Annotated in this window: 15 protein-coding genes and 1 riboswitch; of the genes, 6 read left to right on the forward strand and 9 right to left on the reverse strand. The window is 73.5% G+C overall.

Annotation, left to right across the window (positions count from 1 at the left end):
* Window positions 1-50: 50 nt before the first annotated feature.
* On the reverse strand, window positions 51-632 hold the full coding sequence (purN, locus tag RF640_RS11055; protein WP_017832163.1) for a phosphoribosylglycinamide formyltransferase: 582 nt from the start codon (window positions 630-632) through the stop codon (window positions 51-53).
* 60 nt (window positions 633-692) lie between these two features.
* On the opposite strand from purN, the gene RF640_RS11060 reads away from it, so the two are divergent.
* Window positions 693-1,199, forward strand: coding sequence for a hypothetical protein (locus tag RF640_RS11060; RefSeq protein ID WP_109268814.1), 507 nt, complete (start codon window positions 693-695; stop codon window positions 1,197-1,199).
* Here the strand turns inward: RF640_RS11060 and RF640_RS11065 are convergent.
* Window positions 1,088-2,740: a DUF6350 family protein gene (locus RF640_RS11065; RefSeq protein WP_368827856.1), complete on the reverse strand. Its 1,653-nt coding sequence runs from the start codon at window positions 2,738-2,740 to the stop codon at window positions 1,088-1,090. The genes RF640_RS11060 and RF640_RS11065 overlap by 112 nt on opposite strands.
* A gap of 115 nt (window positions 2,741-2,855) precedes the next feature.
* On the opposite strand from RF640_RS11065, the gene RF640_RS11070 reads away from it, so the two are divergent.
* Window positions 2,856-4,031: a glycosyltransferase family 1 protein gene (locus tag RF640_RS11070; RefSeq protein WP_031282317.1), complete on the forward strand. Its 1,176-nt coding sequence runs from the start codon at window positions 2,856-2,858 to the stop codon at window positions 4,029-4,031.
* A gap of 3 nt (window positions 4,032-4,034) precedes the next feature.
* Here the strand turns inward: RF640_RS11070 and RF640_RS11075 are convergent, their stop codons facing one another.
* Window positions 4,035-4,418, reverse strand: coding sequence for a PIN domain-containing protein (locus tag RF640_RS11075; protein WP_017832159.1), 384 nt, complete (start codon window positions 4,416-4,418; stop codon window positions 4,035-4,037).
* 11 nt (window positions 4,419-4,429) lie between these two features.
* Entirely contained in the window at window positions 4,430-4,657 is a 228-nt protein-coding gene (locus RF640_RS11080; protein ID WP_368827858.1) for a hypothetical protein, read from the reverse strand.
* A gap of 13 nt (window positions 4,658-4,670) precedes the next feature.
* Window positions 4,671-4,796: riboswitch (SAM riboswitch) on the reverse strand.
* A gap of 417 nt (window positions 4,797-5,213) precedes the next feature.
* Between RF640_RS11080 and RF640_RS11085 the strand changes: the two genes are divergently transcribed.
* Window positions 5,214-5,510, forward strand: a complete 297-nt coding sequence (locus RF640_RS11085) for a hypothetical protein (protein WP_017832157.1) — start codon at window positions 5,214-5,216, stop codon at window positions 5,508-5,510.
* A 102-nt stretch (window positions 5,511-5,612) separates the two neighbouring features.
* Here RF640_RS11085 and RF640_RS11090 read toward each other — a convergent pair whose 3' ends face one another.
* The 5 genes from RF640_RS11090 to RF640_RS11110 form a co-directional block, all read right to left on the reverse strand.
* Complete coding sequence (locus tag RF640_RS11090; RefSeq protein WP_017832156.1) at window positions 5,613-5,801, reverse strand: hypothetical protein; 189 nt, start codon at window positions 5,799-5,801, stop codon at window positions 5,613-5,615.
* Between the two features lie 107 nt (window positions 5,802-5,908).
* Window positions 5,909-6,115, reverse strand: a complete 207-nt coding sequence (locus RF640_RS11095) for a cold-shock protein (protein ID WP_017832155.1) — start codon at window positions 6,113-6,115, stop codon at window positions 5,909-5,911.
* A 222-nt stretch (window positions 6,116-6,337) separates the two neighbouring features.
* Window positions 6,338-6,661 carry a multidrug efflux SMR transporter gene (locus RF640_RS11100; RefSeq protein ID WP_017832154.1) on the reverse strand — a complete coding sequence of 108 codons (324 nt, stop codon included), beginning with the start codon at window positions 6,659-6,661 and terminating at the stop codon, window positions 6,338-6,340.
* Window positions 6,661-7,008, reverse strand: coding sequence for a multidrug efflux SMR transporter (locus RF640_RS11105; protein ID WP_109222541.1), 348 nt, complete (start codon window positions 7,006-7,008; stop codon window positions 6,661-6,663). Before RF640_RS11105 ends, RF640_RS11100 begins: the two co-directional genes overlap by 1 nt.
* 3 nt (window positions 7,009-7,011) lie before the next feature.
* Window positions 7,012-7,542 carry a TetR/AcrR family transcriptional regulator gene (locus RF640_RS11110; RefSeq protein ID WP_109222540.1) on the reverse strand — a complete coding sequence of 177 codons (531 nt, stop codon included), beginning with the start codon at window positions 7,540-7,542 and terminating at the stop codon, window positions 7,012-7,014.
* A gap of 176 nt (window positions 7,543-7,718) precedes the next feature.
* Between RF640_RS11110 and betT the strand changes: the two genes are divergently transcribed.
* The 3 genes from betT to RF640_RS11125 all read left to right on the forward strand — a co-directional run bounded on the left by betT (window position 7,719) and on the right by RF640_RS11125 (window position 13,041).
* Window positions 7,719-9,860, forward strand: a complete 2,142-nt coding sequence (betT, locus tag RF640_RS11115) for a choline BCCT transporter BetT (protein ID WP_017832151.1) — start codon at window positions 7,719-7,721, stop codon at window positions 9,858-9,860.
* Window positions 9,857-11,350: an aldehyde dehydrogenase family protein gene (locus tag RF640_RS11120; protein WP_109222538.1), complete on the forward strand. Its 1,494-nt coding sequence runs from the start codon at window positions 9,857-9,859 to the stop codon at window positions 11,348-11,350. The genes betT and RF640_RS11120 overlap by 4 nt, the downstream gene beginning before the upstream one ends.
* A 104-nt stretch (window positions 11,351-11,454) precedes the next feature.
* Complete coding sequence (locus tag RF640_RS11125; RefSeq protein ID WP_109222537.1) at window positions 11,455-13,041, forward strand: GMC family oxidoreductase; 1,587 nt, start codon at window positions 11,455-11,457, stop codon at window positions 13,039-13,041.
* Window positions 13,042-13,095 lie beyond the last annotated feature (54 nt).

Raw genomic sequence — 13,095 nt, forward strand, 5'->3', positions numbered from 1 at the left:
TGCCGGCGGGATCCGCCGGGAACCATTTTACGGACCCTCGCCGGGCCTGCTCACCGGGCGTCGTGCAGGGCTCCCTGCCGGGCCGCCGCGCCGAGCGTGCGCACGAGCAGCTCGCGCTCGGCGGCCTTGATCCGCTCGTGCAGCTGCGCCTCGGTGTCCCCCTCCTCCACGGGCACCGCCGCCTGCGCCAGGATCGGACCGGCGTCGACGTCGGCCACGACCTCGTGGACGGTGACGCCGGTGACCTTCACCCCGTGCGCGAGGGCGTCCCGCACCGCGTGCGCCCCCGGGAAGGACGGCAGCAGCGAGGGGTGGGTGTTGACGATGCGCCCCGCGAACGCCTCGACGAACTCGGCGTCCACGATCCGCATGAACCCCGCGAAGACGATCCGGTCGGGCTCCCGGGCGGCCACCGCCTCCTGCAGGGCACGGTTCCACCGCGTCCGGTCGGGGTGGTCGCCGGGCCGGACGAGGAACGTCTCGACGCCGGCCTCCCGGGCCCGCTCCAGGCCGGTGCAGGGCTTGTCCGCGCCCACGGCGGCGATCTCGACGTCGATCCGGCCCTCCCGGACGGCGTCGAGGACCGCCTGCAGATTGGTGCCGGAGCCGGAGACCATGACCACGATGCGCATGCCCCCGAGTCTAGTCGGGCGGGCGGGGAGGGGCCCCCGGGGTGCCCTAGAGTGAAGGGCATGACCCCTCCCCGCCCGACCCCCGAGGCAGCCCCCGCGGACGCACGACGCGCCGCCGCGACCCGCACGGCAGGGGGCGCGCTGGTGTGCGCGGCGGTCGCCCTGGTGCTCGTCGGCTCCGCCCTGTGGCCGACCGTGGCCGGGGTCGTGCTGGCCGTCCTCGGGATCGGGCTGGGCGTCGCGGCGCTCGTGCGCTCCCGCGGGACCGGCACGCGCCGGCTGCTGGTGCTGAGCGCGGTCGCCGCGATCGTGCTGGGCGCGCTGAGCCTGCTCACCGGCGGGGCCCGTCTGGCCCTGTGGCCGGTGGCCGAGGCCTACCAGGAGTGCGTCGCCGGCACCCTCACCCTCTCCGGGGCGGCGCAGTGCCAGCAGGAGCTCGAGGACGGGATCTGGAGCTATCTCTCCGGCGGCCCGGCGGCGCCGGCGTCGGAGGACGCCGCGGGTGCCTCGGCCGCGTCCACGTCGAACGCCTCCGCGGACCCGGTCTCCGCCACGGCCGGCCCCTGAGCCGCCCACGGGCCCGCGTCCCGGTGCCCGTCCGCGGTGCTGCGGCCGGTCCTGGGCCCGTCCGCGCCGTGCCCCTCGGTCCCGTGCTGGTCGGCCCCGTGCCCGCGTGCGGGCCGCGGCCTCCGCCGGCCGGCCGAGCGCATGGCGCGCCGGGCCGCGGTCTCCTCCCGGCGCCGCCGGCGCGCCGCCCGCCGGCCGGCCGGCGTCCGGTCCTCGCCGTCCTCGCCGTCGCGGGGCGGCGCGAACGGCGGCTCGTGCTCGAGCCACGGTCCCAGCACACAGCCGACCGCCGCCCCGACGGCCACCTCGGCGCCGAACAGCAGCAGCACGGCGGGACCGTCCGGTCCCACGTCCGTGAGCCGCCCGAGCCCCAGCGAGCCGTGCGCGAGCCAGCTCAGCAGCATCACCAGCACGCCGGCGACGGCGCCCACGAAGACCCCGGTCAGCAGCGTCGAGAGCGGGTACGTGATCCAGCGCGCGGGCAGCCGCAGCGCCATCCAGTCGTCCAGGTGGTTCTCCCCCTCGCGCAGGAACCACCAGCCGGCGAGGACGCCGGCCAGGACCGGCAGCACGACCACCACGAGCGCCCAGGCTGGGAGCTCGGCGGGCGGCAGCGCGGCGAGCGCCGGGAGCAGCGGCACAGGCCCGGCCTCGGTGCCCAGCGGAGAGGCGTGCGTGCCGGAACCGAGCTCGAAGCCCGCGCCCGTGGCCCAGGCCAGGGCGTAGACCGCGAGGTTGGGCAGGTAGCCGAGCTGGAGTCCCGTCAGCGCGGTGTCCCCCGGCACGCCGGTGCCCAGCCGCTGGTAGACGCCCACCACGTCGTTCCAGTTCCAGAACAGGGCGGCGGCCAGCAGGGCGGCCCCGGCCCCGACCCCGGCCACGGCCGCGACGAAGCCGGCGCGCAGCACCGCCCACACGTAGGACCCGGCCCAGCGGGAGTACTGGCTCGTGCGCTCGACCCACGCGGCGGCGTTGACGCCGATCAGTCCCGGCAGCGACCGGGAGGCCCGGTACGCGCCCACGAAGCCGCCCAGGGCCACGGGGACGAGCGGGAAGACGGCGGCCGCGGCCGGGCTCGCCGAGACCTCCCCTCCGGTGAAGAGCAGCGCGGCGGCGGCGCCGAACGCGGAGTAGGCGGCCAGGCCGCTGAGGTACGGCTGCCAGAACTGGCCCTCCCAGCAGGCGCGGGCCAGCCGTCTCCCGGCGTGCCAGGAGAGGGCGAACGGCACCAGGGTGAGCCCGAGCGGGACGAGGTTGAGCGTCCCGGTGGTCGCGGGCAGTCCTGCGCCCGGGTCCAGGGCCACCTGGAGCGGGGTGAGGTGGGCGAGCAGCCACACGTGACCGGAGAGCACGAACCCTCCGGTCAGGCCGAGGGTGTCGAAGCCGTCGGCGAGCCACACCATGAGGACGGTCAGCAGGACCAGCAGGTAGGACACCACGGCCACGGAGCCGAGTTCCAGCACGCCCTGCAGCCACAGCGGCATGGGCACACCCCGGCGGTCCGGGCGTGCAGCGGGGGAGGACAGGCCTTGGGAGTTCATCACCGACCATCCTCCCACGCCCGGGCGGCACCCCGGCCGAGGCTTCACGGCGCCTTCACCGGCGGGCCACGCCCCGCTCGCCGTCCGGTCGCCCGGCCCCGGCAGGCTCGGGAGCATGAGAGTCGCCGTGGTCGCCGAGCAGTTCCTCCCCCACCTCAACGGAGTCACCCACTCGGTGCTGCGGGTCGTCGAGCAGCTGGTCGCCGGCGGGCACGACGTCGTGGTCGTGGCGCCCTCCTACGACCCCGCGCCGCTCGGGCGCCCGGCGGAGCAGGTCGTCGAGGACCTCGACGGGGTGCCGGTGCACCGGCTGCCCGCCGTTCCGCTCACCGGCTACCCCGCCGTGCGGGTGGCCGGCGGGACCGTGGCCCGGGTGCGGCGGCAGCTGGAGCGCTTCCGGCCGGACGTGGTCCACGTGGCCTCCCCGTTCGTGCTGGGCCGCCGGGCGATCCTGGCGGCCCAGCAGCTCGGGGTGCCGTGCGTGGCGGTCTACCAGACCGACGTGCCCGGCTACGCGGCCAAGTACGGGGCCCCGTTCCTCGAGCAGCTCCTGTGGGGGCACGTGCGCTCCATGCACAACCTCGCCACGCTCACGCTCGCGCCGTCCACCGCGGCGGTCCGGCAGCTCACCGAGCACGGCGTCCAGGACGTGCACCTGTGGCGGCGCGGGGTGGACACCACCCGCTTCTCCCCCCGGCACCGGGACGAGCGGTGGCGGGAGGAGGTCGGCGGCGGCCGGCGGATCGTCGGCTACGTGGGCCGGATCGCCCCGGAGAAGCAGGTCGAGGACCTCTCCGCGGTCGCGGACCTGCCCGGCACCCGCCTGGTGGTCGTGGGCTCGGGCCCGGAGGAGGACGCCCTGCGCCGCCGGCTCCCGCAGGCCCACTTCACCGGGCGCCGCAGCGGTGCCGACCTGGCGCGCATCATGGCGTCCTTCGACGTGTTCGTCCACCCCGGCGAGTTCGAGACGTTCTGCCAGACGATCCAGGAGGCCATGGCCTCGGGGGTGCCGGTGGTCGCGACCGGCCGGGGCGGTCCCCTCGACCTCGTGGACCGGTCCCGCACCGGCTGGCTCTATCCCCCGGGCGACCTCGGGGCGCTGCGCGGGCACGTGGCGGATCTCCTGGGCGACGAGGCGAAGCGGGCCGCGTTCGGCGTCGCGGCGCACGCGGCGGTCCAGGGCCGGACGTGGGACGTGCTGGTCGGGCAGCTGCTCGAGCACTACGAGCGCGCCGTGGCGCTCTCGGCGCAGGGGCAGGGGCGCAGCCGCCGGCACCGCCGGGCCGTCTGAGGGCTACCGGCGGGCGGGGGACGCGTCCAGCACGGGCGCCCCGGTGCCGGCGTACCGCCCCGGCTCCGCGGTCAGCACGGTCAGCCCGTGGACCAGGGCCGTGGCCGCGGTGAGCCCGGCGAGCGGATCGGCCGCCCCCGTCGCGGCCAGCGCTCCCCACGCCCGGGCCACGGCGGCGTCCGCGGGGAGGACCCGGCCCGGGAAGCGCAGCTCGAGCTGCTCCGCCCACAGCGTCTCGTCGGGCCGCTCGGCGAGCAGCTCCCCGAGCACCGTGGCGGGCAGGAACAGCCGCCGGTGTCCGTGCCGGCGCAGGACCTCGGCCAGCTCGGGGCAGCGCTCCGGGGTGCGCACCCCCAGCAGCACGGAACGGTCCAGGAGGAGGTCCACGGCGGCGGGCCTCAGGCCGCGGCGGCGAGCTCCCCGCGGGCCGGAGCCAGCAGGAAGTCCACGAACTCGGTGCGGACCTGCACCACGCGGGCGTAGTCCTCGACGCTCATGGCGGAGACGCTGATCGCCGGGACGCTCGGCGCGGGGTCGCGGCGGGTCCCGACCCCGGTGGCCGGGACGGCGTGGGAGGGCTGGGGGAACGCGCCCGTGCGGGCGGCGGAGTTGCGGGGGTCGGACATGACCGGGATCCTTCGTGCGCTCTTGCTCGCACCGGGTACCGCTGCTGCGGCGATGCGAGCCGCTTCGTCATCCGAACCACCCGTGAACATGGGGTTGGTGCCCGGTCAAGTCGGAGCTTGCCGACCGGGTCTCTTGAAGCTCTCCCCATTGAACCACATCGGCCGAACCGTGTCCGCGTGCGGCGACCCGGCCGGATCCGGTGCCCCCTCCTGTGCACAGGCCTTCCCCGGGGTGTCACCGCCCGGACATCTCGACGACACATCGTTGCGCTGGAATGGGTCCCGTAGTACCGGGGACGGCGCAGGCGACGGCCCCGCGCATTACGTTTCAGTGACACAACTCACGACTCGCTTGTCGAGGTGTCGGTGCCGCGGGGTAGCCTGAACCTGCTTCTCGAGATGCGGCGTCCACGCCCTCGGCCGGAGATCGACGATCCCCGGCGGAACCGTGGAGGGGCTCCGACCCGCTGCGCGCCAACCCGATGTTCCCGGGTGGATCGGATGACGAAGCGGCGGGCAACGCCATCGGATGCCTGCAAGAACGTCAGGAGAAAACATGACCATGTCCGAAGAAAGAACAGCCATCACCACCGACCAGCGCGAGGAGTGGATCGACGTGACCGTCACCGCCCTCCCCGATCTCCACCTCGTCCGTCTCACGTCGACCGACGGGGACGTGCAGGAGTACCTGAGCCCCGAGGCCGACGACCTGGCCGCCGCGGCGGAGCACACGGAGGGTACGGCGCAATGGTGCGCCAAGTACCGCCAGCTCCTCGTTCCCGGAGCCCTCGCGGCGACCGGACGGCACCCGTTCTTCAAGCTCCACCCCTCGTCCCTCCCGCTGTCGGCATAGCCGGCGGACAGGAGCGCACGGAGGCCGCAGCCCGTCGGGCTGCGGCCTCCGTCGTGCGGGAGGACGGTGACGTCCGGAGCGCCGGTGGGACCCGCGGGGTGCTCACTCGAGGCCGTAGTCCCCCGCCGAGCCCCACCCGCCGCCGGCCTCGTCGGCGGAGCCGTCGAATCCCCACTCGGAGGCCTCGACCTCGAACGGCACGGAGACGTCCAGCTCGGCGTCGGAGACCCGGTTCACCACGAAGGGGTCCTCCGGCTCCTCCGCGGCGGGGAGCGGATCGGGAACGGTCACGGCGCTTCCTCCCGGTGCTGCTCGGCGGGTACGACGACAGAACCGCCGCCGGGCGCAGCCCGACGACGGTTCTGGAGGATCAACGGGCCGGAGCCCGCGGAAGATCCTTAGGAGATGACGTTGATGTTCGCAGCCTGGGGGCCCTTGGGGCCGTCCTGGGTCTCGAACTCGACGCGGTCGTTCTCGTTCAGCGAGCGGAAGCCGTTCGAGTTGATCGCGGAGAAGTGGGCGAAGACGTCCTTGGAGCCGTCCTCGGGGGTGATGAAGCCAAAGCCCTTGTCAGCGTTGAACCACTTGACGATACCGGTAGTCATGGGAGACCTGATCCTTCATGAGATGAACGTTTCCCGACGTTCGAGAAACAAAACAGTTGTGATGCATGGAAAACGTCTTCTCAGAAAAACTGCTGCACCCGAGTGGGCCGAACTGCTTGAAAGACAAAAACGAACCTCAACAACTGCGGACTACTCTACACGAGATCCGGCGCCGCACCACCCGGGACGGGGCGCCGGACCCGGCCCGGCACCGGGGACCGCTCAGACCGGCGGGGCGCCGAGCTCGATGAGGAGCACTCCGCCGGCGATGAGGGCCACCCCGGCCGCCGTCACCCAGGTGAACGGCTCGCGGAACAGGACCCGGCCGGCCAGCGCCGTCAGCGCCACGCCGGAGGCCGACCAGATGCCGTAGGCGACGCCCAGCGCCATGCCCTCGGCCAGGACGAGGCTCAGGCAGGTGAACGCCACCAGGTAGCCGACGGCCACGGCGGCGTACCAGCGGCGGCGGCCCCGGGCGGCCATCCGCAGGGACAGGGTTCCGGCGACCTCGGTGAGGATCGAGACACTGAGGAAGAGCCAGGCCATCAGGCCGCCTCCTCGGTCTCGGGGGCGGGGCGGCGGGAGCCGAGCTCCACGCAGAGCACGCCGGCCACGACCAGCACGATCCCGGCCAGCACGGCCGGGCTCAGCCGCTCACCGTAGACCACGGCCGCCGCCAGGGCGGTGAGCATCACCCCGAGGGCGGCCCACACGCCGTAGGCGACCCCCACCGGCATGCCGCGGCGCAGCACGGCCGCCAGGAGGGTGAACGCGGCGAGGTAGCCGGCGACGACGAGCGCGTACCAGGCGGGCTCGCCCAGAGCCGCCTTCAGCGACAGCGTGGCCGCCACCTCGGCGAGCACGGCGGCGAGCAGCAGCAGCCGGCGCAGCACGGCTCAGCCCGCCAGGAGCTCGTCGGCGACCGCCCTGACCCGGGCCCGCTCCTGCGGGTCGGGGGCGAAGACGCCCGCGGCGTCGGCGAACCACACGCCGTCGGCGAGCAGCCGCACGGCCAGCAGCCGGCTCCGGCGCTCGGCGGGCAGGTCCGCCGGCAGGTGCACCCACGGCTCCACCCGCGCGACCCAGCGCTCCTTGAGCGTGGCGCGCAGCCGCTGGTCGGTGAGCATCACGAGGTCGGTCTCGTCGACCTCCCCGGACAGGCACCAGTCGAGGTAGGCGCGCAGCCGTTCCGCCGCGGGCACCTGCTCCGGGGGGCCGGTCAGGCGGCGGGCCATCTGCGCGTCCCAGCCGTCCATCACCCGGTCCACCAGGGCGAGCATCAGCGCCTCCTTGGTGGGGAAGTGGTACATCACCCCGGGCTTGGTCAGACCCGCCTGCCGCGCGGCCGACGCCAGGGAGACCGTGCCGCCGCCCCGGATCAGCTCGAGGGCGCCGTCGAGGATGCGCTCGCGGGAGGAGGTGCTCATGAGAAAGGACTTTACCAACCGGAAGGGTGGTGACACGATGTTGAGCATCCCCGGGGCGCGGGTTTCGGCCGCCGCACCGGTCCGCGGGCACGACGACGTCCCGCCCCTGCCCGGTCCGCGCTGGACCCGGCAGGTGCTCCCCGACCCGGATCACCACTTCCAGGAGGACTCGTCCCATGACTTCCGCCCTGCACCAGTCACCGCCCGAGAGCGGCACCCCACCCGCCGGGCGCTCCCGGCCGGCCGTGAACCGGACGGTCTTCGCCGGCTCGGGCATCACCATCGTCCTGTTCTCCCTGTGGGCGATCCTCGCCCCCGACCAGGCCTCCGCGGTGATCAGCGCCGTGGTCGGCTGGATCGCGACCAACATGGGCTGGTTCTACGTCCTCACCGCCACGGTGGTGACGGTCTTCGTCCTGGTCGTGGCGTTCTCCCGCGAGGGGACCATCAAGATGGGCCCCGACCACTCGAAGCCGCAGTACAACCTGTTCACCTGGACCGCGATGCTCTTCGCCGCCGGCATCGGCATCGACCTGCTGTTCTTCTCCGTGGCCGAGCCCGTCACCCAGTACTACGGCCCGCCCGCCGGGGAGGGCGGGACGGCCGAGGCCACCCGCATGGCCGTGGTGTGGACGCTGTTCCACTACGGCGTCACGGGCTGGGCGATGTACGCGCTGATGGGCATGGCCTTCGGCTACTTCGCCTACCGGTGGAACATGCCCCTGAGCATCCGTTCGGCCCTCTACCCGCTGATCGGCAAGCGGGTGCAGGGGCGCACGGGGGACGTCGTGGACATCGCGGCGCTGCTCGGCACGATCTTCGGCGTGGCCACCTCGCTGGGCATCGGCGTGGTGCAGCTCAACTACGGCCTCTACCTGCTCTTCGGGATCGAGGAGGGGACCGCGGCGCAGATCGGGCTGATCGTCGTGGCCGTGGTGATGGCCACCGCCTCGTGCGTCTCGGGCGTGGACAAGGGCATCCGCAGGCTCTCCGAGCTCAACGTGCTCATGGCCGTGGCGCTGATCGTCTGGGTGCTCGTGGCCGGCCGGACCTCGTTCCTGCTCGACGCCACGGTGCAGAACCTCGGCGACTACGTCTCCTCGCTGCCGGGGATGACCATGGAGACGTTCGCCTACACCGGTGCGGCGGAGTGGATGGCGGGGTGGACCCTCTTCTTCTGGGCCTGGTGGATCGCCTGGGCGCCGTTCGTCGGCCTGTTCCTGGCGCGGATCTCCCGGGGCCGCACCCTGCGCGAGTTCGTGATCGCGACCCTGACCGTGCCGTTCCTGTTCATCCTCATCCTGGTCTCGGTCTTCGGCAACAGCGCCCTGGCGATCGTCACGGGCGGCGACGACGCCTTCGGCCAGGCCGCCATGAACACCCCCGAGCGGGCGTTCTACTCGCTGCTCGAGCAGTACCCGGGCGCGCCGGTGCTCATCGCGCTCGCCTCGCTGGCCGGGCTGCTGTTCTACGTCACGAGCGCCGACTCGGGCGCGCTCGTGATGTCGACGTTCACCTCGACGATCCAGGACCCCACCCAGGACGGGCCCAAGTGGCTGCGCATCTTCTGGGCCGCCGCCACCGGGCTGCTGACCCTGGCGATGCTGCTGGTGGGCGGGGTGCCGACCCTGCAGGCCGCCACGCTGATCATCGGCCTGCCCTTCTCGATCGTGATGTACCTGGTCATGATCGGGTTCTGGAAGGCCCTGCGCGCCGAGCGCTCCCAGCGCGAGGGGCGCAGCTCCACCCGCCGCTCCGCGGCCGCGTCCCGCATCCCCGGCCCGGACAGCCACTGGCGCCGGCGGCTCTCCCGGACCGGCTCGTTCCCGGGCCCGAAGGCCGTGCGCCGCTACGAGGACGAGGCGCTCGTCCCCGCCCTCGCGGAGGTCGTCGAGGAGTTCCGGGCCCAGGGCCTCGACGCCGAGCTCACCAGCTCGGTGGTCGGCTACCAGGACCTGTCCGAGCACACGCTGACCGTGCGGATGGGCGAGGACCGGGACTTCTGCTACCAGATCTATCCGGTGGCCACACCCGTGCCGGCCTTCGGCGGGTTCCGCACCAACCCGGACTCCGACCTGTACTACCGCCTGGAGGTCTTCAACGAGACCGGCTCCCAGGGCACGGACGTCATGGACTGGAGCCACGAGCAGGTCATCAACGACGTCCTCGACAGCTGGGAGGCGCACCTTGCCTTCCTGAGCATCCACGACGGGCCGTCCGTCATCCAGGACGGCGAGCAGGGCCACCCCGACTGGTCCACCGACATCCACGACGTGCCGACGGGGCAGATCCCCGCGGCGAAGGAGGCACACCCGTGAGCAGCACCTTGTTCATCGACGGCCAGTGGCAGGCCGCCGCCGAGGGCGGCACCCGCACCATCGTCTGTCCCGCCGACGGCGCCGAGGTCGGCACCGTCGCCGAGGCGACCGCGCAGGACACCGAGCGCGCGATCGCCGCGGCCCGCCGCGCCTTCGACGACGGCCGCTGGTCGTCCGTGCCGGCGCCGGAGCGCGGGGACCTGCTGCTGCGGGTCGCCGCCCGGCTGCGCGAGCGCAAGGACGAGTTCGCCCGCGCCGAGTCCCTCGACACCGGCAAGCGGCTGGTCGAGTCCGAGATCGACATGGACGACATCGCCGCGTGCTTCACGTACTTCGGCAAGGCCGCCGCGGAGCAGGCCGGGCGCGTCGTCGACGCCGGGGACCCCACCGTGGTCTCGAAGGTCGTCACCGAGCCCGTGGGCGTGTGCGGGATGATCACGCCCTGGAACTACCCGCTGCTCCAGGCCGCGTGGAAGATCGCCCCGGCGATCGCCGCCGGGTGCACCTTCGTGCTCAAGCCCGCCGAGCTCACCCCGCACACGGCGATCCTGATGATGCAGGTCCTCCAGGAGGTCGGCCTGCCCGACGGCGTGGCCAACCTCGTGCTGGGCGCCGGCGCCGAGGCGGGCGCGCCGCTGTCCTCCTCCCCCGACGTGGACCTCGTCTCCTTCACCGGCGGCGTGCTGACCGGCCGGCGGATCGCGGCCGCCGCCGCGCCCACCGTGAAGAAGGTCGCCCTGGAGCTCGGCGGCAAGAACCCCAACGTGGTCTTCGCGGACGCCGACTTCGACGCCGCCGTGGACAACGCCCTCAACGCCGCGTTCGTGCACTCCGGGCAGGTCTGCTCGGCCGGGGCGCGCCTGGTGGTCGAGGAGCCGATCGCCGAGCGCTTCGTCGACGAGCTCGTCCGCCGGGCCGAGCGGATCCGCCTCGGCGGCCCCTTCGACGACCAGGCCGAGACCGGGCCCCTCATCTCGGCGGCCCAGCGCGAGAAGGTGCACGCGTACGTGGAGCGCGCCCGCGAGCAGGGGGCGCGCGTCCGCACCGGCGGCGAGCACTCCACCGGGACGTCCGCCGACGGGTCGCTGGACCTCGGACGGGGCTTCTTCTACCCGCCCACCGTGATCGACCGCTGCACCCGCGAGATGGACTGCGTGCACGACGAGGCCTTCGGCCCCACCGTCACGGTCGAGACCTTCCGCACCGAGGACGAGGCCGTCGAGATCGGCAACGACACGATCTACGGCCTCGCCGGGGCCGTGTGGACCGCGGACGCCGGCCGCGCCCACCGCGTGGCGAGCCGGCTGCGCCACGGCACGATCTGGATCAACGACTTCCACCCCTACCTGCCGCAGGCGGAGTGGGGCGGGATGAAGCAGTCGGGCGTCGGGCGCGAGCTCGGCCCCACCGGCCTGGGCGAGTACCAGGAGCTCAAGCACGTCTACCAGAACACGGCCCCCGCCGTGACCGGCTGGTTCGCCGCACCCTGACCCGCGCCCGCCCGGCGTCGTCGTCGCCCGCACGACGACGACGCCGGCGCGCCCCTAGAACTGCCACGCCGCGAAAACGTCCCGAGACCTTCCCGAGGAGAGACATGACCACGCCCAGCACCACCCCAGCGCCCGAGACCCCGCAGGAGTTCGACTACCTGGTGGTCGGCGGCGGCTCCGCCGGCGCCGTCGTCGCCGCCCGCCTGTCCGAGGACCCGTCCGTGAGCGTCGGGCTGATCGAGGCCGGACCGCACGACCGGGACATCGACGAGGTGCTGACCCTCAGCCGGTGGATGGAGCTGCTGGAGTCCGGCTACGACTGGGACTACCCCGTCGAGGAGCAGGAGAACGGCAACTCGCACATGCGCATGGCCCGCGCCAAGGTGCTGGGCGGCTGCTCGTCGCACAACTCGTGCATCGCGTTCTGGGCCCCGGCCGAGGACCTGGACGAGTGGGAGGAGGTCCACGGCGCCGAGGGCTGGAACGCCGAGACCGCCTTCCGGCTCTACCAGAAGCTCGAGACCAACGACGACGAGGGCGCCCACCACGGCCACGACGGGCCCGTGCACCTGATGCAGATCCCGGACGACGACCCCTGCGGCGTCGCCCTGCTCGAGGCCTGCGAGCAGGCGGGGATCCCGCGCACCACCTTCAACACCGGCAAGACCGTGGTCAACGGCGCGAACTTCTTCCAGGTCAACCGCCGCGCCGACGGCACCCGGGCGTCCTCGTCCGTGTCCTACCTGCACCCGGCCGCCGACCGGGACAACCTCACGGTCCTGCACTCGACCCAGGCCAAGCGCGTGGTCGTCGAGGACGGCCGGGCGACCGGCGTCGAGGTGGTGGACAACGCCTTCGGCACGTCCCGGACCGTGCGCGCCCGCCGCGAGGTGGTCGTCTCCGCCGGCGCCATCGACACCCCCAAGCTGCTGATGCTCTCCGGGATCGGACCCGCCGAGCACCTGCGCGAGGTCGGCGTGGACGTGCTCGTGGACGCCCCCGGCGTCGGCGAGCACCTGCAGGACCACCCCGAGGGCGTGCTCCAGTGGGAGGCCCGCCGGCCCATGGTCACCGAGTCCACCCAGTGGTGGGAGGCCGGGATTTTCACCCAGGTGGACCCGGACACCGACCGGCCGGACCTGATGATGCACTACGGCTCGGTCAACTTCGACCTGCACACCTACCGGCAGGGCTACCCCACCTCGGACAACGCCTTCTGCCTCACCCCGAACGTCACCCACGCGCGCTCCCGCGGCACGGTGCGCCTGCGCTCGCGGGACTTCCGGGACAAGCCCCGGGTCGACCCCCGCTACTTCACCGACCCCGAGGGCTACGACCTGCGCATCATGACCGCCGGGATCCGCAGGGCCCGGGAGATCGTCGCCCAGTCGGCGCTGGCCGAGTGGGCCGGTGCGGAGCTGTTCCCGGGCCCGGACGTGCAGACCGACGAGGAGATCGCCGACTACGTCCGGCGCACCCACAACACCGTCTACCACCCGGCCGGGTCCTGCCGGATGGGACCGGCCGACGACCCGATGTCCCCGCTCGACCCGCAGCTGCGGGTCAAGGGGGTGGCGGGCCTGCGCGTGGCCGACGCCTCGGTGATGCCGGAGCTGACCACGGTGAACCCCAACATCACCGTCTACATGATCGGGGAGCGCGCGGCGGAGCTGATCACCGCGGACGCCTGAGCGCCTCCCCCGCAGCACCCCCGCCGCCGGACCGGGCGCGGACGGGCCCCGGGT

Source organism: Kocuria sp. CPCC 205231 (assembly GCF_040980965.1).
Classification (GTDB): Bacteria; Actinomycetota; Actinomycetes; order Actinomycetales; family Micrococcaceae; genus Kocuria; species Kocuria rosea.

Bases quoted from the DNA above. Each gene is read 5' to 3' on its own strand.
- purN (WP_017832163.1), bottom strand. From the start codon at position 632: ATGCGCATCGTGGTCATGGTCTCCGGCTCCGGCACCAATCTGCAGGCG.
- RF640_RS11060 (WP_109268814.1), top strand. From the start codon at position 693: ATGACCCCTCCCCGCCCGACCCCCGAGGCAGCCCCCGCGGACGCACGA.
- RF640_RS11065 (WP_368827856.1), bottom strand. From the start codon at position 2,740: ATGAACTCCCAAGGCCTGTCCTCCCCCGCTGCACGCCCGGACCGCCGG.
- RF640_RS11070 (WP_031282317.1), top strand. From the start codon at position 2,856: ATGAGAGTCGCCGTGGTCGCCGAGCAGTTCCTCCCCCACCTCAACGGA.
- RF640_RS11080 (WP_368827858.1), bottom strand. From the start codon at position 4,657: ATGTCCGACCCCCGCAACTCCGCCGCCCGCACGGGCGCGTTCCCCCAG.
- RF640_RS11085 (WP_017832157.1), top strand. From the start codon at position 5,214: ATGACCATGTCCGAAGAAAGAACAGCCATCACCACCGACCAGCGCGAG.
- RF640_RS11095 (WP_017832155.1), bottom strand. From the start codon at position 6,115: ATGACTACCGGTATCGTCAAGTGGTTCAACGCTGACAAGGGCTTTGGC.
- RF640_RS11100 (WP_017832154.1), bottom strand. From the start codon at position 6,661: ATGGCCTGGCTCTTCCTCAGTGTCTCGATCCTCACCGAGGTCGCCGGA.
- RF640_RS11110 (WP_109222540.1), bottom strand. From the start codon at position 7,542: ATGAGCACCTCCTCCCGCGAGCGCATCCTCGACGGCGCCCTCGAGCTG.
- betT (WP_017832151.1), top strand. From the start codon at position 7,719: ATGACTTCCGCCCTGCACCAGTCACCGCCCGAGAGCGGCACCCCACCC.
- RF640_RS11125 (WP_109222537.1), top strand. From the start codon at position 11,455: ATGACCACGCCCAGCACCACCCCAGCGCCCGAGACCCCGCAGGAGTTC.